This is a genomic window from Rhodococcus sp. KRD162 (assembly GCF_017168335.1).
In the GTDB taxonomy this organism is placed as follows: Bacteria; Actinomycetota; Actinomycetes; order Mycobacteriales; family Mycobacteriaceae; genus Rhodococcoides.
The window spans coordinates 87,340-112,645 of the sequence record NZ_JABFAU010000002.1; the positions used below are offsets into that span (position 1 = coordinate 87,340).

General features: G+C 64.5%; 23 protein-coding genes and 1 pseudogene. 11 read left to right on the forward strand and 13 right to left on the reverse strand.

Annotation, left to right across the window (positions count from 1 at the left end; translation table 11 throughout):
* Positions 1-397 precede the first annotated feature (397 nt).
* Entirely contained in the window at positions 398-2,281 is a 1,884-nt protein-coding gene (locus tag J1M87_RS01480; RefSeq protein ID WP_206486953.1) for a DEAD/DEAH box helicase family protein, read from the reverse strand.
* A gap of 78 nt (positions 2,282-2,359) precedes the next feature.
* Here J1M87_RS01480 and J1M87_RS01485 point away from each other — a divergent pair, with 78 nt between their 5' ends.
* Genes J1M87_RS01485 through cas5e form a run of 4 tightly spaced genes read left to right on the forward strand, consistent with a single transcriptional unit; the run spans position 2,360 to position 6,448 of the window.
* Complete coding sequence (locus tag J1M87_RS01485; RefSeq protein WP_206486954.1) at positions 2,360-3,874, forward strand: type I-E CRISPR-associated protein Cse1/CasA; 1,515 nt, start codon at positions 2,360-2,362, stop codon at positions 3,872-3,874.
* A 34-nt stretch (positions 3,875-3,908) separates the two neighbouring features.
* Complete coding sequence (gene casB / locus J1M87_RS01490) at positions 3,909-4,433, forward strand: type I-E CRISPR-associated protein Cse2/CasB (RefSeq protein ID WP_206486955.1); 525 nt, start codon at positions 3,909-3,911, stop codon at positions 4,431-4,433.
* Between the two features lie 55 nt (positions 4,434-4,488).
* Positions 4,489-5,574: a type I-E CRISPR-associated protein Cas7/Cse4/CasC gene (gene cas7e / locus J1M87_RS01495; protein WP_206486959.1), complete on the forward strand. Its 1,086-nt coding sequence runs from the start codon at positions 4,489-4,491 to the stop codon at positions 5,572-5,574.
* Between the two features lie 37 nt (positions 5,575-5,611).
* Positions 5,612-6,448 carry a type I-E CRISPR-associated protein Cas5/CasD gene (gene cas5e, locus J1M87_RS01500; protein ID WP_206486960.1) on the forward strand — a complete coding sequence of 279 codons (837 nt, stop codon included), beginning with the start codon at positions 5,612-5,614 and terminating at the stop codon, positions 6,446-6,448.
* A gap of 317 nt (positions 6,449-6,765) precedes the next feature.
* On the opposite strand, the pseudogene J1M87_RS01505 reads toward cas5e, so the two are convergent.
* The 9 genes and pseudogenes from J1M87_RS01505 to J1M87_RS01545 form a co-directional block, all read right to left on the reverse strand.
* Positions 6,766-7,308 (reverse strand): annotated as a pseudogene (locus tag J1M87_RS01505) (TerD family protein); the annotation flags it as partial.
* Positions 7,309-7,422: 114 nt separating this feature from the next.
* Positions 7,423-7,650, reverse strand: a complete 228-nt coding sequence (locus J1M87_RS01510; protein WP_206486961.1) for a helix-turn-helix transcriptional regulator — start codon at positions 7,648-7,650, stop codon at positions 7,423-7,425.
* Entirely contained in the window at positions 7,650-8,249 is a 600-nt protein-coding gene (locus tag J1M87_RS01515) for a DUF2975 domain-containing protein (RefSeq protein WP_241256228.1), read from the reverse strand. Before J1M87_RS01515 ends, J1M87_RS01510 begins: the two co-directional genes overlap by 1 nt.
* Positions 8,250-8,334: 85 nt before the next feature.
* Positions 8,335-9,081 (reverse strand): ESX secretion-associated protein EspG, encoded by a 747-nt coding sequence (locus J1M87_RS01520; RefSeq protein WP_206486962.1) that lies wholly within the window; start codon positions 9,079-9,081, stop codon positions 8,335-8,337.
* Positions 9,082-9,083: 2 nt separating this feature from the next.
* On the reverse strand, positions 9,084-10,454 hold the full coding sequence (locus J1M87_RS28975; protein ID WP_206486964.1) for a PPE domain-containing protein: 1,371 nt from the start codon (positions 10,452-10,454) through the stop codon (positions 9,084-9,086).
* Between the two features lie 39 nt (positions 10,455-10,493).
* Positions 10,494-11,297: an HAD family hydrolase gene (locus tag J1M87_RS01530; RefSeq protein WP_206486966.1), complete on the reverse strand. Its 804-nt coding sequence runs from the start codon at positions 11,295-11,297 to the stop codon at positions 10,494-10,496.
* On the reverse strand, positions 11,294-13,627 hold the full coding sequence (locus J1M87_RS01535) for a phosphoribosyltransferase (RefSeq protein ID WP_206486968.1): 2,334 nt from the start codon (positions 13,625-13,627) through the stop codon (positions 11,294-11,296). The genes J1M87_RS01530 and J1M87_RS01535 overlap by 4 nt, the downstream gene beginning before the upstream one ends.
* Complete coding sequence (locus tag J1M87_RS01540; RefSeq protein WP_206486971.1) at positions 13,624-14,772, reverse strand: HpcH/HpaI aldolase/citrate lyase family protein; 1,149 nt, start codon at positions 14,770-14,772, stop codon at positions 13,624-13,626. Before J1M87_RS01540 ends, J1M87_RS01535 begins: the two co-directional genes overlap by 4 nt.
* A gap of 24 nt (positions 14,773-14,796) precedes the next feature.
* Entirely contained in the window at positions 14,797-15,882 is a 1,086-nt protein-coding gene (locus J1M87_RS01545; protein WP_206487423.1) for a hypothetical protein, read from the reverse strand.
* A 220-nt stretch (positions 15,883-16,102) separates the two neighbouring features.
* Between J1M87_RS01545 and J1M87_RS01550 the strand changes: the two genes are divergently transcribed.
* Together J1M87_RS01550 and J1M87_RS01555 are read left to right on the forward strand one after the other, a co-directional pair.
* Positions 16,103-16,678: a TerD family protein gene (locus tag J1M87_RS01550; protein WP_206486972.1), complete on the forward strand. Its 576-nt coding sequence runs from the start codon at positions 16,103-16,105 to the stop codon at positions 16,676-16,678.
* A gap of 91 nt (positions 16,679-16,769) precedes the next feature.
* Positions 16,770-17,867, forward strand: coding sequence for a DUF475 domain-containing protein (locus tag J1M87_RS01555; RefSeq protein ID WP_206486974.1), 1,098 nt, complete (start codon positions 16,770-16,772; stop codon positions 17,865-17,867).
* Positions 17,868-17,885: 18 nt separating this feature from the next.
* Here the strand turns inward: J1M87_RS01555 and J1M87_RS01560 are convergent, their stop codons facing one another.
* The 3 genes from J1M87_RS01560 to J1M87_RS01570 all read right to left on the reverse strand — a co-directional run bounded on the left by J1M87_RS01560 (position 17,886) and on the right by J1M87_RS01570 (position 20,520).
* Positions 17,886-18,221: a helix-turn-helix transcriptional regulator gene (locus J1M87_RS01560; RefSeq protein ID WP_206486976.1), complete on the reverse strand. Its 336-nt coding sequence runs from the start codon at positions 18,219-18,221 to the stop codon at positions 17,886-17,888.
* A gap of 173 nt (positions 18,222-18,394) precedes the next feature.
* Positions 18,395-19,093, reverse strand: a complete 699-nt coding sequence (locus tag J1M87_RS01565; RefSeq protein ID WP_206486978.1) for a response regulator — start codon at positions 19,091-19,093, stop codon at positions 18,395-18,397.
* A 23-nt stretch (positions 19,094-19,116) separates the two neighbouring features.
* A complete protein-coding gene (locus J1M87_RS01570) occupies positions 19,117-20,520 on the reverse strand; it encodes a hypothetical protein (protein WP_206486980.1) in 1,404 nt (467 codons plus the stop codon).
* A 161-nt stretch (positions 20,521-20,681) separates the two neighbouring features.
* On the opposite strand from J1M87_RS01570, the gene rpsF reads away from it, so the two are divergent.
* The 5 genes from rpsF (at position 20,682) to J1M87_RS01595 (ending at position 24,845) form a co-directional block, all read left to right on the forward strand.
* Positions 20,682-20,969 (forward strand): 30S ribosomal protein S6, encoded by a 288-nt coding sequence (rpsF, locus tag J1M87_RS01575; protein ID WP_206486981.1) that lies wholly within the window; start codon positions 20,682-20,684, stop codon positions 20,967-20,969.
* Positions 20,970-21,027: 58 nt separating this feature from the next.
* Entirely contained in the window at positions 21,028-21,573 is a 546-nt protein-coding gene (locus tag J1M87_RS01580) for a single-stranded DNA-binding protein (RefSeq protein ID WP_206486983.1), read from the forward strand.
* Positions 21,574-21,615: 42 nt separating this feature from the next.
* Positions 21,616-21,858 carry a 30S ribosomal protein S18 gene (rpsR, locus tag J1M87_RS01585; RefSeq protein WP_206486985.1) on the forward strand — a complete coding sequence of 81 codons (243 nt, stop codon included), beginning with the start codon at positions 21,616-21,618 and terminating at the stop codon, positions 21,856-21,858.
* A 15-nt stretch (positions 21,859-21,873) separates the two neighbouring features.
* Positions 21,874-22,329 carry a 50S ribosomal protein L9 gene (rplI, locus tag J1M87_RS01590; protein WP_206486987.1) on the forward strand — a complete coding sequence of 152 codons (456 nt, stop codon included), beginning with the start codon at positions 21,874-21,876 and terminating at the stop codon, positions 22,327-22,329.
* 275 nt (positions 22,330-22,604) lie between these two features.
* Positions 22,605-24,845 (forward strand): SulP family inorganic anion transporter, encoded by a 2,241-nt coding sequence (locus J1M87_RS01595; protein WP_206487425.1) that lies wholly within the window; start codon positions 22,605-22,607, stop codon positions 24,843-24,845.
* Positions 24,846-25,306 lie beyond the last annotated feature (461 nt).

A 25,306-nucleotide genomic window follows, 5' to 3' on the forward strand; every position in this document is an offset into this window, starting at 1 on the left:
CTTCTGCGCCGCTGGGGGCTGCGAGCGAGAGAATGGCATTGCTCACCACTTCCGGCTGCTCCAGATGTGCGGGATGACCAGCCAGGGGGGATTCGAACGAAGTCCGAATTGCGTGCGCACGAGGACGGATTGGAGACGCCGCCCCGGCCGTCGACCTGGGACCGCAATTGCGGTCCCTTGCCGCACCGCGGCTGGTGAGTCCCTGCGCGGGTGATGTCCAACGATATTCCGGCAGAAGGGTTTGTCTCGCCGCAGTGTGTCGCTGGGGGACAATCGCATATTCCGCCGCGTGGGACGCGCGGGGCGGGTGTTTCTGCCGGGGGTGGTCTGCGGTGCGGTCGAACGGCGTTGGCGTTTTCTGGCATCCTTGGCCCCAGCGTCAGTGACGGACACCCAATCAGGCATTGAGTGCTGATGTGAGCCGCCCCTGCTCAGCGGGCGTGAGATAGTTCTTTCGTCGGGCTTTCGTATGGAGCCATTCGCCAATGTTCGCTCGTGCGCCGGTGTCCGGTGCGGTAACCCACGCCGCCCGGTGAACAGTGCGTATCCCGGTCTTTGCGACGAAGTGCTCGACTAAGGCGATCCACTCGTCCGGAGTTCGTTGGTGGGTAGCTGTTTTGGTCGTCCACTCCCATCCCGGCACCTGGTCGAACAGTGCGACGATTCGTGGATGCAGCCGGTGCGCCTTATATGCCGCGCGGGCCGATGAGCAACGCTGCGCCAGAGGGTAACCGTCGAAGAGTTGACCTGAGCGTGGTCGAGTGTGCCCATATTTCGCATGGAAGTCTTTGAGCTTGGCAGCGGTGAGCACATACGGACTGGATGCCCGCGAAATTGCACGCAGCGTGAAGGGCAGGTGCGCGCCGACGGCCAGCATGCTCGTGTCAATACGTAGTGGCGAGGTCTCCGGCGCAGGGGCGGCGTGTTGGATGTGCTCACGCCATTGCAGGAGGCTGTCGTGAAGGATCTCGTCCTGCTCGGCTAGGGCAGTGAGGACTTGCCATGCTGCGAGATGTCCGGTTCGCGCAACCTTGGTATCGAGGTCGATCGAATCGTCGTCGTAGTCGAGGACCGGAAGGATGATCAGCGCCTTTCGGGAGCCGTCCGGGTGTGTGCGGATGGCTCGGCCGATGATCTGGACGATGTCTGGTCCGGAGCTGCGCGGTGCGGCGAACATGACGGCGTCGAGTGCGGGGACGTCGACGCCTTCTGCGAAGACCTTGCAGTTGGAGACAACTGTCAGTGATTCTCCGGGGTTTGCGAGTGCGTTGATCGCCCTGGTTCGCCATGACGATGCAGTTGCGCCGTCGACGTGGAAGTTCTGTACGTGAACGCCGGGGTCCGAGGTCTTCGCGAGGTGTCCGAGTTGGGCTGTCCAGGAACGGGACTGGTCGATGCGGTTGTGGAATGCGAGGACGGATCGTAGATGTGGATCGGTGGAGGCGGTGTGCAGGAGTGCGAGTTGAGCGGCGGCGCCGCTGATCTCAGAGGGGGAGGGTTTGTTGATGTGAGAGGCGCGGAGCGCTGTGATCACGTCGTCGTGAGCGACTGCGACGACTGCGATTTCGTAGTCAGAGAGGTAGTCGCGGGTGATGGCGTCGCGGAACGTCAGTGGTGTGACGTGTGGTCCGTAGTCGACGACGGAGTCCATGGACGCGACATGGATGTCGGCGCTGTCGACGCCCTCGGGGAGGTTGTCGGTGTCGAGAGTGATGACGCGTGTGGTGGCGGTCATGAACAGTCGTTTGCGGGCGGGTAGTTGACGATCGTTGAGGGGGAGTGCCCATGCCTTCTCGTGGGTTCCTGCGGTGCGGTGCGCTTCGTCGCAGATCAGCAGGTCCCAGACGGTGTTGGTGGTGTGGGTGGCTTCGGCGACGGCGCCGGAGGAGGCGTAGGTGGCCGCGACGATCAGTTGTCGTTCGGTGGAGAGGAGGGTGCGAGCGATGGATGCGGCGTCGGTGGTGACGGGCTGGTCGATGGCGCGGGCTGTGGCGACTTCGGGGAGGTCGTCGGTGTCGAGTGCGGTGGGGGAGCAGACCGCCAGAACCGCGGCGTGTGGGTTGTCGACGACGAGCCTGTGCAACGTCTGGGAGAGCAGGTGAACGGTGGGTACGAAGACGACGGTCAGACGGGCTTCCATCGCGGGGATGAGGTGTGCGGCGAGAACGGTCTTACCGGTTCCGCACGGCAGGTTGAGAGTGAGTCGGTGGTGGCCACCGCGGTAGAGGGACAGAAGTTCGTCGAGTCCCTCGCGCTGGTAGTCGTGCAGTGTCGTGGACATTGAGGTGCTCGTTTCTCGATCATGTAGTGCGGTGTCGATGACGCACACTCTACCAACTCATCTGTTATTGTTCCGATCATGAACCTCGCTTCAGACCCGTGGCTTCCGGCGCTCACTCGAGATGGCATGCGGACCGTCGGACTCGTCGACGCACTGACGGCCGATGTCGGTGTCCTCGACATCGCGTCGGGGGACCCGCTCGAGGATGCGGCGATCATGCGGCTACTCGTCGCGTGCGACATCGCGGCGGCCGACGCCGGAATCAGTTCCGCGCAGTGGGTGGACGCGCATCGTGATCGGTTCGATCTCTTCGACCCGGTCACCCCGTTCTGGCAGCACCCCCGGATGGCAGCCTTCGCTGATGATCCGAAAGCGTCACGGCCCGTTGCTGCAGGCTCGTACCGCCTTGTCGGCAACGGCACCACCGCCGCCGGTGACTCCCACAACGAAGCCGGGATCGTGTTCACCCCCGCCGAAGCAGCTCGAATGCTGCTGGTACGTCACATGTTTTCCGTCGGCGGCATCCAGTCATTCGTCGCGTCGGCGTTCGGTAAAGAGCCGATGTCGGCGAAGAACGCCGTCGGCACGAGCCGCGGATTCGTCTGGGTGCAAGGCAGCACGCTGCTCGAGACCCTCGAATTGAGCCGCCCCGCAACAGGACCGGTGGGCACCTTCCATTTCAGCTGGCCGGACGGTATCGCACCCGCCACTGTCGGTGAACCCGAAGGGATGCTCGACGCCCTCACCTGGCAAGCGCGGGCAATCAACTTGCTGCGCAACGCCGACGGCATGGTCGACCGAGTCATGATCTGTGATGGCGTGCGATGGCCCGAACCCGGACACGGAACGTGGACCGCCCACAACGACGAACAGTTGATCCCGCATGCGACCTACATTCAGCGCAAAGCGTCGGATCCCTTCACCGCCCAGGACGTACACGTCGACCGCCCGGTGTGGCGACAGTTGTTGACCGCATGGACGACGGACGGCGAACCCGGGCTCCTCGGAACGGATCTCGGTAGCGGGACCATCCGCATGACCGGCCTGGGATCCTTCCAAGCTCGAATCGACGGAGCAGTCACCGGCTCGCTACCGGTTCCAGCCTTCTCCAGAGAAGACGGTCGCCGTCTCCTCGCCGCCGTCACTGCCGGGTACAGCACTGTCGCATCGACATCAGGCTCCCTCGCACACAATCGGATGAGCCTGGGCACCGATGCGCTCTCCAAAGCCACGACAACGGTCGCCACAGCAGGCTTCAAAGAAGCCTTCGGCACGATCGTCACCGCCGCCGCCACAGCCACGATCAGTGTCGACGACGCATGCGCGGCGATCGCCGACATTGCAACGCGTACCTCGGCGGAGCTGATCAGTGACGTCGTCCGCGTCGACCCTGTAGCCGCAGCGCGAACCCTCACCCGGCCTGCGAAGAACGCCAAACCCGAAGCGGTACCTACGCCCTTGCCGGACTCACACGCACAGTCGACGAAAACGAAAGCGGCGAAGAAGCGCGCGCCGGTACCCGAATCCGAGACGGCAGCACCGGCAGCCGAGAACACCCTCGACCAAGGCTCCGGTCAAGCCGCGCTGTTCTGAGCCCCGGCCCGCCACCACGAAAGGCATCCAGACCATGACTGCCCCCACCTCCGACACCGATTACATTCGACGTCTCGTCGCCGCACACCACGCCCGCAGACTCGCCCCGTTCCGTCGCTGGCGTTACCCCGCCGTCGACCCTGGCGTCGTCGCCCTGACCGAAGGCTCCACCCGCGAGGACTACCGCATCTACGCTCTCACCGGAAAAGCGTTCACCCTCTGGCATTCCGGCCGCACCGACCCCCACTACGGCCGCGAAGGCACCGGATTGGGCAAAGCGATGCGACAGATCGGCCGCGCCGGAGCCTACGGCCCACGCGACCCCGGAGCGGTTCGCGCCCTCGACGGGCTGGTCCTCGCCGAAACCTCCGACAGCCTCGCCGCAGCACTCGACAAAGTCAGCGCGAAGCTCTCCGGCAGCGACCACCCGCCGCACTGGGCAACGCTGATCGAGGACCTCCGTCAGTGGCACAACCGTGCCACCCGCGACGACGTCCGACTCCGCTGGGCGCAGCAATTTCACACCAATGCACCTAAAGCGGAACCCGCACCACGCTGACTGCAGCGCCGCGAACTCCTGAACTGAAAAAACATTCCGCCGGAAAGGCACCCACATGTCGAACGCACATTTCATCACCCTCCACGCCATTCACGCCGTCCCGGCATCACTGCTCAACCGCGATGACTCCAACGCCGCCAAGCGCATCAACTTCGGCGGCACCAACCGCCTACGCATCTCCTCCCAGGCGTGGAAGCGGGCGATCCGCGTCAACATGCGCGAGAACGCCATCGAGGGCGGCGCATACGGCGTGCGCACCCACCGCTTCCCACAGCTCGTCGCAGAACAGCTCGTTTCCGCACACAGTCGCGAGCTCGACGTCGCCACCGCGAAAGCCGCTGCAGTGTTCACCGCGCTCAAGCTCAAGGCCACCGACAAAGGTACGACCGCCGCGTCGATCTTCGCGTCCGAAACGCTCCCCACGCAGCTCGCCACCGCCATCGATGCCCACTGGGACGCCATCACCGACGACGCCCCCACCGAAGTCATCGCAGCAGCACGCGCCGCACTCGACGTCGACAACACCATCGACCTCGCCCTGATGGGCCGCATGCAGGCAGAGATCCCCGTCGGCGGGCGCATCGACGGCGCAGTCGGCGTCTCCCATGCCTTCTCCGTCGACCCCCTCGCCATCGAAGCGGACTTCTTCACCGCCGTTGACGACGCAGCGCCCGACGGTGACGCCGTCTCAGGCAACCTCGGCACCGTCGATCTCGCTGCGCCCGTCCTCTACCGCACCGCCACCCTCGACCGCCGACAGCTGCGCCGCAACCTCGCCGCCGCCATCAACAGTGAAGAACTCGCCGTCGCTGCCGAAGCGTCCTTCATCGACTGGTTCATCCGCGCCGTCCCATCCGCCAAGCAGCGCTCCACCGTCGCCGCGACCCTGCCCGCCCTCGTCGCCGCCGCAGCAGGCCCCCAGATCATCTCCGCCGCAGACGCGTTCGCCTCCGCCGTCGTTTCCGATGACGTCGTCTCCGATGCCACCACGCGGCTCGTCGAAGCGCCCGACCGTCAGAAGCGGTTCGTCCCCGGCATCCACATCGAGCGGCTCGCCCTCGGAATCGCCCTCCCCTCTGCAGTCACGGCAGATGCCCACGAATCCACCGACGCCTTCATCCGCGCGGTCGCCGCAGCATGATCACGGCACACCACCCCCGACGAGGAAGGGCCACGCCATGACCGCCACCGTGCTGATCCGCCTCTCCGCACCGATGCAGTCCTGGGGAAACCAACCCCGCGGCGCCTACCGGGCAAGCAGCGTCCGCCCCACCAAATCCGGAGTACTCGGACTCGTCGCAAATGCCCTCGGCCGCGCCTACCACGACAACATCGACGACCTCGCCGCACTGCGCTTCGCGGTGCGCGTCGACCGCCCCGGCACCATCGAACTGGACTACCACACCACCGGCGGCGGGACAGTTCCACTGCTTCCGGGCAACGTACTCGGCAACCCGGCGTGGCGACGGAAAGCGAAAACCGTTGACCCGCACGATCCCGACTTCTACGAGTACGCCCCACCCGCCTCCATCGGCCGCGACAAAAACGGCGAACTGACCAGCAAACCGGGAAACACCAACCAAACCCGCGACCGCTACCTCGCCGACGCTTCATTCCTCGTCGCACTCACCGGAGACCACACCGTCACCACCAGCATTGCCGCCGCACTCGAAAACCCGGAGCGCGCCGTCTACCTCGGACGCAAGGCATACACCCCATCCGAACCGCTCCTGGCCGGACACCACGAACACACCGACGCCCCCGAAGCGCTCACCGCCGCGCCCCGCGCAGCCCGATCCGATACCGGCGACCTCCTCGCCGTCTTCGAAGTCGCCCCAGGAACCGCAGGCTCGGCCATCGTCCACGACCAACCAATCAGCTACGCAGGCACCATCACCCGCGGAGCGCGCGCCGAAAGCCGACCCACCCTCGTCAACCCGCCCCACCAGACCGGAACAACCAGCCGCACAACCGAACACGGCGGATACGACTTCTTCGAGGAGAACACACCGTGAACACCGCCACCACCACACTGCACCGATCGCTACTCGTTCTCGACGCAGAACACCCCGCCGTCCGCGCAGCAATCGTCGACGCCCACCACCTACACGCCCTCGTCATGAGCGGATTCGCCGACCGACTCCACGACTACGACTTCTTCACCGGCCACAACACCGGCCACGCCGACCACCGCGCATCACTGAACATCCAACACGCCACCAGCCTGCGCACCGACGGCACCATCCGCGTCCTCGTCCAATCCAGCGCCGAAGCGCAATGGAAAAACCCCGAAGCGGACAAGTGGCGCGACGCACTCCTCTCCGACCCCACCCGCCGGTGGCATTGCCGGCGCAGCCGGGGGCGGCGTCGGCGCGGCAGCCGGTGCATCGTCCACGGACACGCCGTGATCGGTCACCAGTGCGGCGAATCCGCCTGCATAACCCTGCCCGACGGCTCGGACCTTCCAACTGCCCTGCCGGCGGTAGATCTCAAGCGCGATCACGATGGACTCCGAGGACAATCCGTCGATCGTGTACTCGTACAACACATTTCCTGCAGTGTCGCTGATTCGCGCGACGGGAGATGCGGATCGACCGAAGTTGCTCGACGCGTCGTCGAGGGTGATCACCGCACGGATCTGCTCGATATCGGCGGGGACGGCGGCGAGGGAGACGGCCAGCCGAGCCGGTCCACCCTGGGCGGGCTCGAGTCGCACGCCGGGGCCGGTGGGCTGGTTGAAGAATACGAAGTCGGCATCCGTGCGTACCTTGCCGGCTGCGGTGACCAGCAGCGCAGACAGGTCCGCGGGTGCAGCCAGCGCGATGGAGACGAGGACGTCACCGGCGGTGAGGGGGCCGTTCTGGCCCTTGGACAACGGTTGACCGGCCGGAGCAGACAATGTGATGGACTCTCTCTCGAAGTGCTGGTTACCGTCATCCAATGTACTTGTTCGATTTGTCCGGCTGGGCGGCCGCGCGGTCGAGGCCGGTCAGATCTGGCGCAGTGTGAACAGCTCGCCCGGCGAACACCCGAGGGCGCGGCATACCGCTGTGAGCGTCGAGAACCGGATGGCCTTGGCCCGGTCGTTCTTGAGTACCGACAGGTTGACGACGCTGACGCCGGCGAGACGCGAAAGCTCGGCCAGCGTCATGCCGCGGGCATCGAGAATGGCCCCCAGATGGCAGACCACGAGGTGGTCGACGGACTCATCCGTCATCAGACCAGCCCGTCGGCGTCGCGAGCAAGCTTCGAGCCTTGACGGAGAACTGCATAGACGAACTGGAGAACTATGGCAACGATGACGGCCAGCCAGAAGGATCCGAGACTGCGTGCCGTGTCGGTGAGCTCGGTCGTCTCCAGCGCGCCCTGGATGGCGTTGGTACTCATCACTCGGAGGCCTCCGGTGACCACCGGGTACAGAACCAGGCAGAGGGCAACGACGACCAGATCGATACTGGCACTTGTGCTGAACGGGGTCTCCTCGATGACGTTTCGGAAGAATCGGTGCGCGAAGAAGATTCCCACCAGAATGAGGATTCCGCCGGAGATGATCTCGCCGTACCTCATGAAGTCGATCATCCCGATGAGTCTGTGGACGTCGCTCTTGGCGACACTGAGTTCGATGACGTTGCCTGGCTTCAACTGTCCCCCGAAAAGCTCTCGGGGCGGGGTGTTCTCCAGCGGCACCACCGTGGCCATGACGTAGTCCGACGAGTGGTATTGCCACAGTCGGATCCCGGACCACACTGCGGCGATCACCGCGAAACATGCCATCAACCATGCGTTGGCTCGTGCAGAGCCCAGCCCGTGTCCCATCCCGCCGCCTCCATATCGATATTCGATAACAACGAATATCGATAGGATATCGAAAATCGATATGGTGTCAACCGGCGATCCGTCCTCACCTGCGGAGCGCGACCGCCATGTGCTGACCGATCTCCGATGCGAGACCGGCAGTATCGGCGGGCAGGATGTCGATGGAATCCTCGGAGTAGACGATGTACCGGCCGTCTCTTTCGAAGTCCATCCAGAAGAACGCGACGGCATCGGTGTCGCGTCGGTTGTCGTAGGTCTTACCGCGCGCAACGATGATCTCCCCCACCGCCGATCGTGGGCGCTCGAAGAAGGTTCGGAACTTTTCGGACTCCGTTGCTCCTCGCGTCGCGGTGGACAGGTGAGATCCACCCGCTAGTGCCGGCGTACTGGCACGTTCGAGTCGGGTCGCCGGTAGGTTCCCCGCCGTGTCGGCAGGCATGGACGCGAGGACACGTGCGGGCGCGAGGGACGGGTCGGTCAACTCGATCGTGACCGCACCGCCGGACGTCGCGTCGGGACCGGGCTCCTGTATCAGCACCACCGCCATGTCGTGCCGTACCGCAGCATGGGCGCGGATGGCCCGGTAGCGCGGATCACGTGCGTCACCTCGACATTCGATTCGAGCTATCGGGTCGACGAGAGTGCGCATCGCCGCACCGAGGTCGTCGTCCATCAGCGCATCGATCCTCGCCGACGCCTCCCGACGTAGGCGTTGGTGTTGGTCTTCGGTGTCGACATCGATGGCGACGACGAGGGGATACGGCAGTCTGTCTCGACCGAATCGACTGCACAGCAGCATGAAGTCGATTCCGGCCATGGTCCAGCTCGTCATCCTCAGCCGCCCAACACCGGTGGTGCGACGAGCGGCAGCTCGCCGATCAGTTCACTGCCGTTGCTCACATCGACCAGATAGCCGGGGGTGGCATGTTCACCATCGTTGTCGCCTGCTCCGCGAGCCCCTCCTGCGCCGACGCCGCCCATCCCCGGCAAACCGTGCGCACCCGCACGTCCTGCGGTCGCGGCAGCAGCACCGCCGCCGAGGCCGCCGCCCCCGGTCGTTCCGTTGCCGCCGATCGGTGGTCCGAGAACAGACCCGCCGTAGGCCGCGCCGGATCCGCCGCCCGATCCACCGGCCGAGCCCGCGCCGTAACCAGACCCACCCGCCGAACCGGCACCGCCGTAGCCCAACCCGCCGGTGCTCGCTCCACCGTGGCCACTTCCGGATCCCGCCCCGCTACCACCGTTGGCGTATCCGGGCCCGGCTGCCGAGGCCGCGCGGGTCGCGCCGGCACCGTCGGCGTCCGGCGACACGCCGGATCCACCCGAGCCGGAGCTGCCTGATCGTGCATCGGCCTGCCCGGTTCCGGCGTGGTCCGGGCCACCGGGCTGCGTCTGTGCGGCTGCCTCCTGCGAGGCCGAATCGGATGCACCGCCCGGCGCGCCGGCCCCACCGGCGCCTGAGGTCCCGCCGCTACCGAATCCCGAGTTCGTGACGGAACCGCCGCCGTCGCTGATGGGGTTGTGTGCGGCCGGCAGCACCGGAACCCGCGCATCGGATTGCAAGACCCCCGGCACGTACACCGAGCGCATGACCAGTCGCGCCTGCTCTTCCTGCTCGTCGTGCAGGCGCGCTATCTCCTTGACAGCGTCGGCGAACGGCAGCCCGCTCGGAAACGTCGAGGCGAGCATGTCGGCACCGAGACCGAAGTCCACGATCGGCGGTACTGCCGCCCTGGTCTGGGTGAATCCTGCATGCGCTTCGAGGAGTTTGTTGCTGATCATCGTCATCGCGGTGGACAGCGCGGTCGCCGAGGACGTGTAGTCGGCCACCGCGGCCTGAACGGCGGTGGCGGTGGGCCCCGACCACCCGGCATCGAACGCGGATTCGATTCCGGTTCTGAAGCTCTCGGATCCCTCGGCGGCTGCTGCGGCCAGGTCGTTCCAGTTCTGCGAGGACGTGGAGATCGACTCGGATGCCAGTGTGTTGACCTTCGCGATGATGTCCGCGTGCTTCATCACCTCGAACGGCTCGGTGACCACCACCTCGTTCGGCTCGTACTCGCCCGCGTAGCCGTACGAACCGTTCCTCTTGGTGAACGTGTTCTCGATCAACGAGTTGACGGCCTCGGGACCGAACCCGGCCTCAGGACCGTGTTCGATGATGGCCTGTACCTGCTGTTGAAGTTCCTCGTACGGATCCGCCATACCCACCCCTTGCCCTGCGTCTGTCTCCCCGACGACAAGTTAGACGCGGCGCACGGCGGTTCGGTTCCGCAACCACTCGAGTATCTCCTCGCCGGCCCGGACGCCGGAGGTATCGGTGACCGTCAACCAGGGGCGGGCGAATCGGACGAGTTCGAGCTCGCCGTGCCGTGGCCGGATCGCTGCGTCGGCGGCGATGAGCATCTCGGCGTCGAGGGCTCCGTCACCGGCGGCGAGCAGATGAGCCTCGGTGTCCAGGGTGCCGTCCTGGATCAGCCTGGCGCGAACCTCGGCCACCGCAGCGCTCTTGCACACAGCGTTGGGCATCGTGTAGATCTTGCGACCCTGCTGTGAGACGTTCCAGCCGTGGGCGGCGCACCACTGCGACCATTCGGTGACGAAGTTCTTCGGCACGGCGGCCGTGTTCACCACCAGGTAGCAGAACAGTCCGTCCGCCTCGCGGTACTTGAGGACCCATTCCTCGGAAATCCGCGATCTCAGCTCGGCACCGACACCGGCCAGGTCGACATCGAAACCATTGCGCCACCGGGTATCCGGAATGCCATCGACGAGGATGTTGCCACCGTTGCTGGTAATGGCGTAGCGCCACGGGGCTCCCGGTAGTGAGATGCGCTGGAACTGCTCGATGGTGCGCGTCGTGGTCGGTACGACGGCTGCGGTCTCGGTCAGCTCGCGTAGTAGCGAGACGGATCGAGCGCTCATGTACGACAACGGCTTTCCCTCGTACATCTCCACGCACTCGAACGTCTCGTCCAGCGGCACCCCCAGTGCGCCCTCGGAGTAGATCATCGTGCGGTCGAGGTCGACGGCAATCTGAGTGTTCACGACGCGTGCCCGTCGGAGACGTTCTTGATCAGTCCCATGCACGAGTAGGCGAGGTCGGGTACCACGTCCACCGGCACCCCCCTGGCCGCAGCGAGCATTCTGATGTGTTCGTGTTCGGGCGCATCCCCGTCGCGCACCAGTACCCGCCACGGAACGCGCCGAAGCAGTACCCGGGTGGTTTCACCGACCCCGGGTTTGACGAAATTGACGTGCGAGATGCCGTACTCACGGCGGACTTTCTCCACCGACGCCCAGCCGGACCAGGTGGGGGTTCGGTCGGAGCTGCGCACTGCGGCCACCGAGGCATCGACCTCCCCGCGCACGTTGTCGAAACGTGCAGCGACGGTATCGAGCAGGTGGCGGGAGACGTCGGCGGGAGCGAGATCGGCGTAGTACTTCGCGCCGTGAAAGTCGCCGGGGCGAATCAGACTGTCGTTGAGCACGGTTCGCGACACCAGCCCCGAGACCGTCGAGTTCAGGCATGCCGACGCGATCAGAAAGTCGTCTCGGGTGCCGTACGTGCGAGCACAGTTGCCCGGATCTGCCAGTACGGCCAGATCGTCGTCGAATTCCGCTTCCGGAAAGTCTCGCAAGGCTGCGGTGAGTTCACGAGCTATCGCGCCCTTTCCGGTCCAGCCATCGACGAACACCACCGAGCGCGGGTCGTGATGCTCGGCGAGATACCGCAGCGCCACACTGTCGATACCTCTGTCGCGAACGATCGAGACGGCGTAATGCGGGATCTCGAGGCCATGGGCGGCCGATGCCCAGCGGCGCATCAGGATTCCCACTGGTGTGCCTGCGCGGGCCAACGATGCGAGTGCGATGTCGTGTCCGCGCTCGGCCAGGACGATCTCGGTGACGGTTCCGACCGCGACCGCCAGCCGTGACGCGCTCTCCTGCAGTACCTTCTCGAACAGTTCACGGTAGGCGAGATCCGGTTGATACTCGACCGGCAGTGACTCCGCGTAGTGCGCTGTGCCGGCCTGAATCGCCTTCTCACGCTCGTCGATATCGGCCTCGAGCGATACCGCCGAGAGATCTTTGAGCAACCAGGTGACTTCATCGGGTGCATAAGAACCGAATTCGGGACCCCGCAGTGGACGCGCGCGCCGAGCGATCTCGAGCGCCGCCGGGTCGGCACCGGATACGACGACCATCAGAACGTCGGTGCCCGACGCGGCGAACGTTTCGGCGGCTGCTGCGAGAGCATCGGTGTCGGCGGGGGCATCGGCGACCAGAACCAGTGTCGCGTCGTTCGGTGCGGATGCGTTGTAGAGGTACCGCACTGCCGATTCGTCCTCGGGTGCGGTGAACTCGAAACCGCGCCGCAGCGGATAGCCTGGCACGTCGAGTACGTAGGTGGGCGACCTGGTGGTGGTCTGGAACAGTGCGGGGTGGCCCAGGTTCTGCAGGGCCGCAGCCAGTCTCAACGGCAGATACATCAGTTCCTCGTGACCGACGACCACCACGGGACCCGATGCTTCGAGAGCGGCGTCGACGGTTGCGGCGACGGCGTCGATCGCCGCGTCGAAACCGGCAGAATCCGAACGCAGGAAGCCGTGTCGGCCGCCGTCGGGCAGAGCCGCAGGCCATCGTGCATCGACTCGTTCAACAGAACCCGGTTGTGCTGCACGGGGATTGAACCTCGGATCGGGAAGGCCGAGTACCGTCTCCGTCAGGCCGGCAGCGAGCTGCACCGATCCCTGCGCAAGACTCACATTGTCGATCCGGATGCCGAGCTCGGTGGCCACCGACTCGGCGGCATCGAGGTGCTCGGCGGTGCGCATGTCGACCAGGGACGCGATGACGTAGTGCGTGCGGTCGGCCGAAGAGTGGATCTGCCGCAGCGCATCGAGCGCTGTAGCTCCAGTGGAGATTTCGTCGTCCACCAGAATAAACGGCAGGTGGCCGCCGAGGAGATCGGGCGAGGTCGGCATCAGGAGGTGATCGGTGGCGTGCGAGTGGCCTTCCTGGAACTGGCCGTACACGGTCATCCCGGGGACTGTGCGCCGCGTGGAGTGCAGATAGCAGCGTGCACCCAGCGCAGCCGCAACGGTGTGCCCCAATCCTGTTGCCGTCTCGGCGAATCCGAGTACGTCGACGTCGGAGCCGTCCACCGCGTTCGCGACGAGGGCCGCCAGTTCCTGTCCTGCCGAGAGGACGATGTCGGGGTCGACGGGTATGTGTTTGCCGAGCACTGTCGATACCAGTAGGTGCGCGCGGCGGGGATTGCGGCGTAGGCCGGGTCGAACCAACTGTGTGGCCGTCCAGGACGACGACGAGCCGGTGTCGGTCAAGACGATGCCGTCGGCCGGGTTGTCGGTCATCGCTGTGCCAGCGCAGTCAGTAGGTCCACGAACGTGATTCCTTCGTTGGTGACGCCGAACGCCCTGGCGCGGACCAGCGTCTGCTTGGCCCAATTGCGGTGGGGTCCCAGCTCGTTCATCTTGTTGCGGTACCCGGACGCCTGCACGCCGCCCTGGTCGGAGGACAATATATCGAGAGCGTCGTGGTACTCCTCGTGTGTCACGGCAGACAGTGCATGCACGGCGGGGACGTGCGAGGGGTGGATGACGGTCTTGCCTTGGATGCCGTTGGCGCGGTCGAGGGCAACTTCACGCAGTAGTGCGTCGAGGTCACTGCTCACCAGCTGCTGACGGAAGCGCACCGCGTCCTGGTCGGCGAACGGAGTTTGCCGCAGCAGTGGACGAAACATGCGTTCGTGGTCTGCGAAGTACTCCCATACCGGTCCGGTGATGATGTACCCGGAACCGTCGTAGCGGCCGAGGTGGTTGACGATCGCGCTGATGGCGTCGGCGACGACGCGGACGTCGTAGATCGTCAGATCGCGGTCTCGGCGGATGCCGAAGGTCGCGCACATGTCGGTGGCTCCGATACGTACTGCGAGCACGGTGTCGTGATAGTTGCCGAGTAGTTCGCGGATGGCGATCAGCTCTGCGTCGCGCGTCTCGCGGTGCACCACCTCGGGCGATTCGAGGACCGGCATCGCGAACAGCCGGGTGCCGTGTCGGCGCGATGCCGAGACGATCTCTTCGAGGAACTCGCCTCCGCGGGCTGCGGTGAATTTCGGCACCACGAATCCGTTGAGCCCGTTCGCACCGGGGTCGAGTCCCGCGCAGATGGCGCGGATGTGGGCGGCCGTGCGGGCCCGCACGAACACGAGCGATCTCGAACCCGAGAGTTCATTGAGAGTTTGTACGGTGTTGGCCAATGCTGCATCCAGATCGCCGTCTGCCACAGCGTCTTCGAGATCGACGACGACCGATCGCACCCCCTCGTCGGTTCGTTTGTTCACCGTCGCGGTCAGATCGGATCGGGTCGCTGGGATGTACAGTGTTGCGCCGAGAGCTGTTGCCAGAACGTTGTTTTCGTCGCTCGTCTCGATGTCTTCCGGCTGCAGGAAGAACACTCGTTCACGGGTGTCTGCGTCGAGATGGCGAAAGTGTTGCACCACTGTCCTTTGTGTGTTTGTGAGTCAGTGCGAGCTGCGCATGCGTTCGATCACGCCTGCGATGAAGTCCGAGATGGCATCGAGATCCTGCAAGTATGACCAGTAGTCGGGGTGGGCACCGGTCAAAGCGCTGCCCGCCCTGTCGATCCGGGCGAGCTGAGCATCCAACACCGAGCCCCATTCGGCAACCAGACCCCGATTGACCGCGAGTTGTTGCGCGTCCCGGAGCGTGAACCGCACCTTGTTCTCGGTCTCTTTCGGATCTGCCTTCACTGCGCGGAGCAACCGAACTCGGTCGGTGACCGCGTCGACCAAGTGTTCGGCGTCGCCGAGGTGACTGCGCGCCTGGCCCACCAACTCCAGAGCCTGCTCGGGGTTTCCCGCGTCGAGGGCCGAGCGCGCCGCCCGCAGATCCTCGTCGGCCTGCTCGATGTGGCGAGCACTCGATCGTTCGTTGTGCGACAGATCCGCCGAGCTCTTGGCATTGAATTCGCGGAGCAAAGCCGAGAAGGCGGGCGCGATACCCTCCGATCGCGTTCGCACGGCTTGCATTCTCGTGCGCACCGAGGACAGCGCTGTGTGGGCTTCGCGGAGCTTTCCCGGGGCCGACTCCACGGCGGCGCGCAGCGTCGCAGCGCGTTCACGGACCAGGGCAGCATGCTCACGGGCGCGCAGGGGATCGCGTTGGTCGTTCTGCAATGTCGTTGTGGCTGCGTCGAGTTCGTGCCACGCCTGGCGGAGTGACGGATAGCCTGCGTATTGCTCGTCGACGGTGGATCGGGCGGCATCGGCCTCGCCGAGCGCGTCCTGGACCAGGCGCGGTGTTGCGGCGAATTGAGCGGACGCATGCTCGAGGCTCTGACGATGGGCGTCGTAGAACCTATCGACGGCCACGCTGGCGTCGTGTAGCTGCGCGGTTGCGCGATCGAAGGCCGATCTGGCGGCAGCGGTGGTGATTCCGTCGTACTGATCGACAGCGGCGAGATACGCGGCCCCGGCGTCGAAACATTGCTTTTCGGTCTGGGTCCACTGCGACGCGAGCCGATCGCCCGGGCGCAGTGCCGTCGAGGCCTCGACGCCTGCGGAGGCGATCGATTGACGCTTGTCCATATCGAGAAATGCGGCGACGGCGTTGTCCTGGGAACGACGCGCGGCGGCGTCCGATTCGGCACCCCGGCGGAACACCCCAGGCCAGCGACTTGTCACCTGCTCGATAGTACTGGCGGGAACCCTGGCGATGCCGCGCTCGTTGGTCGAGTACGTCCAGAAACCGGACATTCCCACTACGGTTGTAGCCGTAACGGGAAACCATTTGCGAAAGGACCTCTCCATGGGCGTCAGCCTCAGCAAGGGTGGCAATGTCTCGCTCACCAAGGCAGCTCCGAACCTGACCGCGGTCACGGTAGGACTCGGGTGGGACATCCGCACGACGACCGGTACCGACTTCGATCTCGATGCCAGCGCCATCGCCCTGAATTCGACGAAGAAGGCTTTGAGCGACACGCACTTCGTGTTCTTCAACAACCTCAAGTCCCCAGATGGCTCCATCGAGCACACAGGCGACAACCTGACCGGTGAGGGCGACGGTGACGACGAGGCGATCAAGGTCGATCTCGCTGCTGTGCCGCCGGAGATCGAGACCATCGTGTTTCCCGTGTCGATCTACGATGCGGACGCACGTTCGCAGTCGTTCGGTCAGGTCCGCAACGCGTTCATCCGCGTGGTCAACCAGGCCGACAACTCCGAGCTCGCTCGCTACGACCTCAGCGAGGACGCATCGACCGAGACCGCCATGGTCTTCGGCGAGCTGTACCGCAACGGTGCCGAGTGGAAGTTCCGCGCAGTCGGCCAGGGCTACGCGTCGGGCCTCGCCGGAATCGCTCGCGACTTCGGAGTCAACGTCTAGTAAAGACGTTCTCAAGATTGGGGATACCCCCGCCTCGTCATTCATGATGGGCGGGGGTTTTTCCGTATCTGTCTCGAGAAGGGCCACGTCTGTGGTTGTGAAGATCTTCGGATGGTCGATCGCGGTCACCGTCGTCGCCGTCATCGTTGCGTTCCTGTACGGCGGGCTCGAGGCAATGATCCTCGTTCTCATACTGGGTGTCCTCGAAGTGTCTCTGTCCTTCGACAACGCCGTCATCAACGCCACAGTGCTCCGCCGCATGAGCGAGTTCTGGCAGAAGATATTTCTCACCATCGGCATCGTCATCGCCGTGTTCGGCATGCGCCTGCTGTTCCCGCTCGTCATCGTCTGGGCCGCGTCCGGCAAGGGGCCCGTCGCGGCCATCGACCTCGCGCTCAATCCTCCTGCGGACGGCGCGGCCTACTTCCCCAACGGTGATCCGAGCTACGAGACGTTACTGACCGACGCGCATCCACAGATCGCGGCATTCGGAGGCATGTTCCTGCTGATGCTGTTCCTCGGGTTCATCTTCGAGGACCGAGAGATCACCTGGCTCAGCTGGCTCGAGAAGCCGCTTGCACGGATCGGCAAGCTCGATCAGCTCTCGGTGGTCGTGGCCGGTCTGCTGCTGGTACTCAGCGCGGAATTCCTCGCCGCCGACGACAAGATCTCCACGGTCATGGTGTCCGGCGTGCTCGGCATGATCACCTACATCGCCGTCAACGGGCTCGGCGAGCTCTTCCACATCGAGGAAGAAGGCGAAGAACCCTCCGGCGGTCCGAGCGATCTCGCCAAGGCGACCGGTAAGGCAGGCTTCTTCCTGTTCCTCTACCTCGAGGTGCTCGACGCGTCGTTCTCGTTCGACGGCGTCATCGGGGCGTTCGCCATCACGGCGGACCCGATCATCATCGCGCTCGGGCTCGGCTTCATCGGGGCGATGTTCGTCCGGTCGATCACGGTCTTCCTGGTGCGCAAGGGAACGTTGTCCGATTACGTCTACCTCGAACACGGGGCGCACTGGGCGATCGGCGCGTTGTCGGTCATTCTGCTGGTCTCGATCGGGGTGCACATCAACGAGCTGATCACCGGCTTCGTCGGCATCTTGTTCATCGGAGCGGCATTCCTGAGCAGTCTCCGGCGAAACAAGCGCCTCGAAGAGCGGGGTGTGGAGACCGAACTGACCGTCTGACCCGAGGTGTCGGCAGGCTCAGAGATCCTCGATATCGATCAGGCCGTCCTGCAGGGCCCGCGCGACCAGGCCGGCCTTGGTCGGTGCGGGGCGGCCGACCGAGGTGTACTTGGCCCGGATCCGAGTGAGGTGTGTGTTGACGGTGCCGAGTGAGAGAAACAAGGACTTGGCCACCTCGGTCTTGGAGTCCTGTCGAATCCAGCAGAGCAGCACCTCGATCTCGCGCTCGGTGAGACCCGGCCGCGTGGGAAACGCGCTCGCAGGAGGCACCAGGCTGATGGGCCCACGTGAACGACGCGTCACCGGTGCCGCCGACTCGTGTGCAGAGGGCAAGGGTTCGAGCAGTGCAGACATCACATCTCCCGGGGTGCCGAAGGTGGGCGAGATCGGCCGCACCAGTCCGAGTAATTCTCACAGGCACGGCCGCGGATTTCTGCCCTGAATTCCATGGGCATTGAACCGTCAACTCGGTGCTCAGGATGTCATGACGCTACGACAGAGTTCGGTGAGACCGCAGTGGCACGGTGTCACTGCTGTGGCGGTGGTTCCGGCATCGGCAGCCACCCGTCTTCGACCGCACGCTTGTACAGATCGGTTTTGGTCGGTGCGGGGCGCCCGGCCTCGGCGTACTTGTGCCGGATGCGGACGAGGTAGTCGTTGACCGTCTGCTCGGACAGGCCCGCAAGGCGGGCAACGCGTCCGGCCTTCTCGCCCGATGCGTACAGCGCGAGGACCTCGCGTTGGCGTGGGCTGAGGCCGACGTCGGGAAGCTGCGGATCGCCGTCGATCGCAGCAGCCCAGTCCGTCGTGACGACCTGACCGCCGCTCGCGGCGCGCCTGATCGCCGAGACGATCGCCGCGGCAGGTGCGGACTTGCGCACCACGCCCAGTACCCCTGCGCGGGCCGCGGAGCGAACCAGAAACGGGTTCTCGGCACCGGTGTACACCAGCACCCGGGTGCCGGCGGCATGCAGTTGTTCCACGTTCGAGCGAGGAGACGAGCCGTCTCCCAGTCGAAGGTCGAGGACCACCAGATCGAGTGCCTGCTGCCGTTCCAACAGTTCGCCGACCGTGGCGGCCATCGACACCAGGTCCAGGTCGGGTTCGTCGGCGAGCATGGCCGCGAGCCCCAGTGCCACCGACTCGTGGTCTTCGACCAGGCCGATGCGTCGTATCGAGGTGCTCTCCTGTGCTGAGCTCTCCGGAGATTGCGGCACCTGTGTCATGTCCCCCGCCTCGCTCTCAGGTCCTACTGCCCCGATGATGCTGTCAGAGATGTCGCCGCTGGTCGGCGCGATGGTGTATCAGCGCGGTCTGTGTCACCCGGGAACGGGACGCGCATCCGAGCCCTGAGGAACAGCACGAACAGCACCACCAGCAACAGGGCTCTACCCCACACTCCGACCAGGACGAAGAACTCCTCGTCGCTGGCATCGGCGCCGGAGGCGAGGGCTGCGAAATACTTGAAGACGCCGATTCCCATCGACAGATCGACCACGAGATAGGCACCGACCACGCTCCACGGAACGCGAAGCAGCACCAGGAACGGCAGCAGCCACAGGGTGTACTGCGGCGAATGCACTTTGTGCAGCAGCATGAAGCCGCACAGCATCGACCCGCTCACCGCCACCCACGGATAGGTTCCGACCACCGCCGCGCGACGCCAACCCAGCCACAGAGCCAGCAGGAAGGCGGCGAACACCAGCAGCGGCGACGCGATGTCCACCACGTCCTGGAAGTTCGCCTCGGCTTCGGTGTAGGCGTCGGGGGTCATCTGGTCGGTGATGTAGAAGTGGCGCAGGCCCCAGTACCAGATGGAGTTGGTCGTCAGATCTGCCTGCCGCATCGACTGGAACGTGAACGACGCGCGCCAACCTTCGTAGCCGAGGACGGCGAACGGCAGGTTCACCGCAACAGCCGTGGCGATGGCGGTACCTGCGACCATCAGCCCGCCGACGATGTCGTAGCGACCTCGCCCGGAATCGGCGGATTCGCGGCCGCCGATCCCGCCGGTGACCACGTACGCGATCAGGGGCAGTACGAAAGCTCCGGGATAGATCTTGAGACAGAAGCCGACTGCCAGCAGTACCGATGCGAGCATCGCGCGTCGGCGCAGGGGCATCGGCAACGTCATGACGAAGATCGCGCCGACGGCCGATGCCACGACCGGTAGTTCCCAGTTGTGGAAGGCGTACATCACCAGTGGTGGGCCGATCGACCACAGCAGTGCCGGCCAACCGGCCAGTCGGCCGAGCATCCAGGCGGTGAGCAGGCCGAAGGGCGCGAGGATCAGTGCCGAGGTCAGCAGAAACTGTGCGTCGGTGTGCGCGGGGATGGCGCCGAGCCACATCAGCAGTCCACTGAGAACGGGGTACTCCACAGTCCCGCCGGTGAGGATTCCGTCGCTGGTGATGGCTCCGTGGATGTACGGGAAGATGTGATTGTCGATGTCTCGACCGAGCCAGAGGAATTGGATGTCGGAGTAGCAGACCGAGGAGTCCTTGATCGCGTCGAACACCGCGCTGCGACCGGAAGCGTCGAACGGCGCGACGGCGCAGCGAGCCTTGTTCAGATACCCCAGAATCAGTCCTATTGCAGCCATCGCGACGACCACGATCACCGTCGTCGGATTGGTGCGGACCGCGGATCGCATGATGCAAGACTATGACGCGCGTGCCGTCGACCGTACCTCCGACGGGAATTAGCAGGTCAGCGCCCTGTCGTGTATCTTCGAGGGGTTGCTGACGCAACGACCCTCCTGCCACGGATAGTCCGTGGCCGTTTTCACTAGTCCACAGGAGGTGATGAGGTCTTATGCGTCATTACGAATTGATGGTCATTCTCGACCCCAATCTGGACGAGCGCACTGTCGCTCCGTCGCTCGATACGTTCCTCAACGTCGTTCGCAAGGACGGCGGCACCGTCGACAAGGTCGATGTGTGGGGCAAGCGTCGTCTGGCCTACGAAATCCTCAAGCACGCCGAGGGCATCTACGCCGTTGTGAACATCAACGCCGAGCCTGCCACCGTCAGCGAGCTGGATCGTCAGCTCGGGCTCAACGAGTCCGTGCTGCGCACGAAGGTCCTGCGACAGGGCAAGTAATTGTCGTTGCTCGCCTCTAGGCTGGCATCAACAAAGACTTACTACTGAAAGAGGAACCATGGCAGGCGAGACCGTCATCACCGTCGTCGGGAACTTGACGGCAGATCCAGAACTTCGCTTCACCCCGGCCGGTGCGGCTGTGGCCAACTTCACCGTTGCGTCCACTCCGCGCACGTTCGACCGTCAGACCAACGAATGGAAAGACGGCGACGCACTCTTCATGCGCTGCAACATCTGGCGTGAAGCTGCGGAGAACGTGGCCGAGAGTTTGACGCGCGGCGCACGAGTGATCGTGAGCGGCAGGCTCAGGCAGCGTTCGTACGAAACGCGTGAAGGCGAGAAGCGGACTGTCGTCGAACTCGAGGTCGACGAGATCGGGCCTTCTCTGCGCTACGCCACTGCGAAGGTCAACAAGGCCAACCGCGGCGGCGGAGGTGGAGGCGGAGGCTTCAACTCCGGTTCTGGTTCCTCAGGTGGATCGGGCGGCGGCCGCTCGAACTCCAATTCCAACGCCGGTTCCGGCGGAGACGATCCCTGGGGCAGTGCCCCGGCGGCCTCGGGCTCCTTCGGTGGGCGTGGCGGAGACGAAGAGCCACCGTTCTAGATCCTTCGATCGAGAACATCCAGATGTAACGGAGAAAGACCCATGCCCAAACCGCCATTGCGCGACAAGGTGCTCAGGAAGAAAGCGTGTTCCTTCTGCAAGGAAAAGAACGCGTCGATCGATTACAAGGACACGACGTTGCTGCGTAAGTACGTCAGCGATCGCGGAAAGATCCGTGCTCGCCGTGTCACCGGCAACTGCGTCCAGCATCAGCGTGACGTGGCCGTTGCCGTGAAGAACTCGCGTGAGGTAGCACTGCTGCCTTACGCCGCGACGGCTCGATAGAAAGGGGCGATTGGTATGAAACTGATCCTCACCGCTGATGTGGACAACCTCGGTGCGCCTGGCGACACCGTGGAGGTCAAGGACGGCTACGGCCGTAACTTCCTGCTGCCCCGCGGACTGGCCATCCAGGCCACCCGTGGAGCTCAGAAGCAGGTCGACGGCATTCGCCGCGCTCAGGAAGCTCGTGCCGTTCGCGGACTCGAGCACGCCAACGAGCTCAAGCAGGCCATCGAAGGCCTCGAGAGCGTCACGCTGTCCGTCAAGACCGCGGGCGACTCGGGCAAGCTGTTCGGCTCGGTCACCGCGTCGGACGTCGCTTCTGCCCTCAAGGCTGCCGGTGGACCGGTCGTCGACAAGCGCAGCATCGATCTGCCGAAGGCGCACGTGAAGAACACGGGGCAGCACGACATCGTCGTGAACCTGCACCCCGACGTGACCGCCAAGTTCAAGCTGGAGGTCGTCGGTAGCTGATCCGGCCTTTCGGCCCGGTACGGCTACGAAAAAGCCCCACGAATCTCGGTTCGTGGGGCTTTTTCGTGCTTTCTCACAATGATGAACGGCCGCAAAGGGTTCCGAATTGTGAAGGATCTCTCTTGGCGGCGAGATAGCCGGAGCTTTGCGTACTCTTTAGTTGGGGAGCGACACAGAAGAGCATCGCAAAAAAAGACCGACCGACCCGATTACTAAGATTCTGGAGGAATGCTGCCGTGACCACCACTGCAGAACCCGATTCGGACCACAGCACTATGACCCGACCCGAGCAGCCGTCTCGAGTCGGGTCGATCCTGAAGTACGACGTACCGGCCTCCCTGGTCGTGTTCCTGGTGGCCGTGCCACTGTCGATGGGCATCGCCGTCGCATCCGGAGCGCCGATCATGGCCGGCCTCATCGCCGCGGTCGTCGGCGGAATTCTCGCCGGAATTCTCGGCGGATCACCGCTACAGGTCAGCGGTCCGGCCGCGGGGCTGACAGTGGTCGTTGCCGAGCTGGTCAATCAATTCGGTTGGGGCATAACGTGTGCCATCACCGTTCTTGCGGGTGCAGTACAGATCCTGTTGGGGATGAGTCGAATTGCGCGTAGCGCGTTGGCCATCTCCCCGGTGGTGGTCCACGCCATGCTCGCCGGAATCGGTATCACCATTGCGCTGCAGCAGATTCACGTTCTGCTCGGTGGCGAGTCCGAGAGTTCGGCTGTGCGCAATCTCCTGTCGATCCCCACATCCGTGGCGAACGGTCAGTGGCCGTCCGTCGTCGTCGGCGGCATCGTGGTCGCTCTCATGATCGTCTGGCCGAGATTGGCTCAGTTCTCTGGAGTGCTGGCGAAGGTGACCAAGGTGCCTGCCGCACTCGTTGCGGTCGTTGCCGCCACCGCCGTCTCGATCTTCTTCTCCCTCGACGTCGAGCGAATCAACCTGCCGGGCAACCTGATCGAGTCGCTGAGCTTCCCGATCATGCCGGATGGGCAATGGAGCGCGTTCGTCACCGGCGTCATCACGATCGCGTTGATCGCCAGTGTCGAGAGTCTGCTGTCCGCGGTGGCCGTCGACAAGATGCACAGCGGTGAGCGCACCAACTTCGACCGCGAATTGATGGCCCAGGGCGCGGGCAACATGGCATCCGGCGCCATCGGCGGACTGCCGATCACCGGCGTGATCGTCCGCAGCGCCACCAACGTCAAGGTCGGTGCCAAGTCTCGTGCGTCGGCGATTCTGCACGGAGTGTGGATTCTGATCTTCTCGGTTCTGTTCATCTCGATCGTAGAACTGGTTCCCTTCGCGGCACTGGCCGGTCTGCTGGTGATGATCGGCGTGCAGTTGGTCAAGTTGGCGGACATCAAGATTGCGAACAAGACGGGAGACATCGCGGTCTACGCGGTCACGGTCGTCGGCGTGGTGGCCCTCAATCTGCTCGAGGGTGTCCTCATCGGCTTGGCATTGTCGATCATCCTGGTGCTTCGCCGGGTGGTGTGGGCCAAGGTTCGCGCAGAGGAGACGGTCGACGGTACCTGGCGGGTGACCACCGAGGGGTCATTGAGCTTCCTCGCGCTACCGCGATTGACGCATGTGCTCTCCACCGTCCCGGCCGGTACGGCCGTCGCGGTTCACCTGGAAGTGGATTTCCTCGATCACGCCGTGCACGATGCGCTCAACGAGTGGATCCGTCAGCACGAACTCGGCGGCGGCACTGTGAAAGTCGTGGAAGCAGGTACGGCATCGATGGCCGCTGCCGCCGAGGGTCCGCCCAAGCGTGGATCTGCGACCGTGCGCAGTTCGCTGGCGCCGTGGCGCGCATGGCAGCTCAAGAACCATGACGCGCAGGAGGATTCGCCCGTGGCTCTGCGTGCGGTGTTGAGCGGTGTGGCCGAATACCACCGCACCCACGCGTCCAGTATTCGCCCGCACCTCGAGGGTCTGACCGAGTTCCAGGACCCGGACACTCTCTTCCTCTGCTGTGTGGATTCGCGAGTCATGCCGAACACGATCACCAGCAGCGGCCCGGGAGATCTGTTCACCGTCCGCAACATGGGCAACCTCGTGCCGGTCCAAGGCCAGGACTGCTCGGTGGAGGCGGCGCTGGCGTTCGGTGTCGATCAGCTGGGCACCTCCTCGGTGGTGGTGTGTGGGCACTCGGGTTGTGGAGCCATGAAGGCAGTTCTCAGTGGCCCGGAGAACGCCGCAGACGAGTCCGTGGAGGAATGGCTCGGTCACGCGGTGGCGAGCCTGGAGGCGTACCGCAGCGGTCACGTCGTCGGCCGTCAGGCGGCAGAACTCGGCTTCTGTGAGGCCGATCAGCTCGCGATGGTGAATGTGGCGGTGCAATTGCAGACGCTCACTCGTCACCGGGTGGTCGGCCGCGCCAATGCCGAGGGCCGCTTGCGCATCACCGGGCTGTTCTTCGACATCCCGACCGCCAGAGTGCTGCAGATCGGCACCCGAGAGATCACTGTGCTCGACCCTGCGGATTGCCCGCAGACCGTCGACGCCTGAGCCTCGGACGCCGCGGACCAGGGGCCCGATTCCCAGCCGGGGATCGGGCCCTTGGCATCGAAACGGGAGGGTGGTCTGTTTATGTGACCGATCCCAGCCATTGTGACCCAATTCACCCTGGACTTCACCTCGTATTTACTCAACACGCCCGAGCTGTCAACTCGGCCGACACGCCGATTCAGAAACAATGCACAGGAAGAAATTTCTATGTACACCCTTTGAACTGGCGAAACGGCCAAAACTGTGGAACTTATACCCAGGTTGTCCACAGGTGGTCAACACTGTTGTTCAAGCCCATGCACATTCCTTCCACAGATCCATGCACAGGCCGTGTTGTGACTCCGTCCGATACCGCTTAACGTCCCTGCAGCGTCTCTCTCGATGCCGCTCTGCGGCGTCGCGACGGGACGGATCCGGTGCCGAACAGAACTTGTCGGTGCCCGGGGGTAGAACTTGCTACA

Coding starts and splice junctions, on each gene's coding strand:
- J1M87_RS01480 (WP_206486953.1), bottom strand. CDS start 2,281: ATGTCCACGACACTGCACGACTACCAGCGCGAGGGACTCGACGAACTT.
- J1M87_RS01485 (WP_206486954.1), top strand. CDS start 2,360: ATGAACCTCGCTTCAGACCCGTGGCTTCCGGCGCTCACTCGAGATGGC.
- casB (WP_206486955.1), top strand. CDS start 3,909: ATGACTGCCCCCACCTCCGACACCGATTACATTCGACGTCTCGTCGCC.
- cas7e (WP_206486959.1), top strand. CDS start 4,489: ATGTCGAACGCACATTTCATCACCCTCCACGCCATTCACGCCGTCCCG.
- cas5e (WP_206486960.1), top strand. CDS start 5,612: ATGACCGCCACCGTGCTGATCCGCCTCTCCGCACCGATGCAGTCCTGG.
- J1M87_RS01510 (WP_206486961.1), bottom strand. CDS start 7,650: ATGACGGATGAGTCCGTCGACCACCTCGTGGTCTGCCATCTGGGGGCC.
- J1M87_RS01515 (WP_241256228.1), bottom strand. CDS start 8,249: ATGGGACACGGGCTGGGCTCTGCACGAGCCAACGCATGGTTGATGGCA.
- J1M87_RS01520 (WP_206486962.1), bottom strand. CDS start 9,081: ATGACGAGCTGGACCATGGCCGGAATCGACTTCATGCTGCTGTGCAGT.
- J1M87_RS28975 (WP_206486964.1), bottom strand. CDS start 10,454: ATGGCGGATCCGTACGAGGAACTTCAACAGCAGGTACAGGCCATCATC.
- J1M87_RS01535 (WP_206486968.1), bottom strand. CDS start 13,627: ATGACCGACAACCCGGCCGACGGCATCGTCTTGACCGACACCGGCTCG.
- J1M87_RS01545 (WP_206487423.1), bottom strand. CDS start 15,882: ATGGACAAGCGTCAATCGATCGCCTCCGCAGGCGTCGAGGCCTCGACG.
- J1M87_RS01550 (WP_206486972.1), top strand. CDS start 16,103: ATGGGCGTCAGCCTCAGCAAGGGTGGCAATGTCTCGCTCACCAAGGCA.
- J1M87_RS01560 (WP_206486976.1), bottom strand. CDS start 18,221: ATGTCTGCACTGCTCGAACCCTTGCCCTCTGCACACGAGTCGGCGGCA.
- J1M87_RS01565 (WP_206486978.1), bottom strand. CDS start 19,093: ATGACACAGGTGCCGCAATCTCCGGAGAGCTCAGCACAGGAGAGCACC.
- J1M87_RS01570 (WP_206486980.1), bottom strand. CDS start 20,520: ATGCGATCCGCGGTCCGCACCAATCCGACGACGGTGATCGTGGTCGTC.
- rpsF (WP_206486981.1), top strand. CDS start 20,682: ATGCGTCATTACGAATTGATGGTCATTCTCGACCCCAATCTGGACGAG.
- J1M87_RS01580 (WP_206486983.1), top strand. CDS start 21,028: ATGGCAGGCGAGACCGTCATCACCGTCGTCGGGAACTTGACGGCAGAT.
- rpsR (WP_206486985.1), top strand. CDS start 21,616: ATGCCCAAACCGCCATTGCGCGACAAGGTGCTCAGGAAGAAAGCGTGT.
- rplI (WP_206486987.1), top strand. CDS start 21,874: ATGAAACTGATCCTCACCGCTGATGTGGACAACCTCGGTGCGCCTGGC.
- J1M87_RS01595 (WP_206487425.1), top strand. CDS start 22,605: ATGACCCGACCCGAGCAGCCGTCTCGAGTCGGGTCGATCCTGAAGTAC.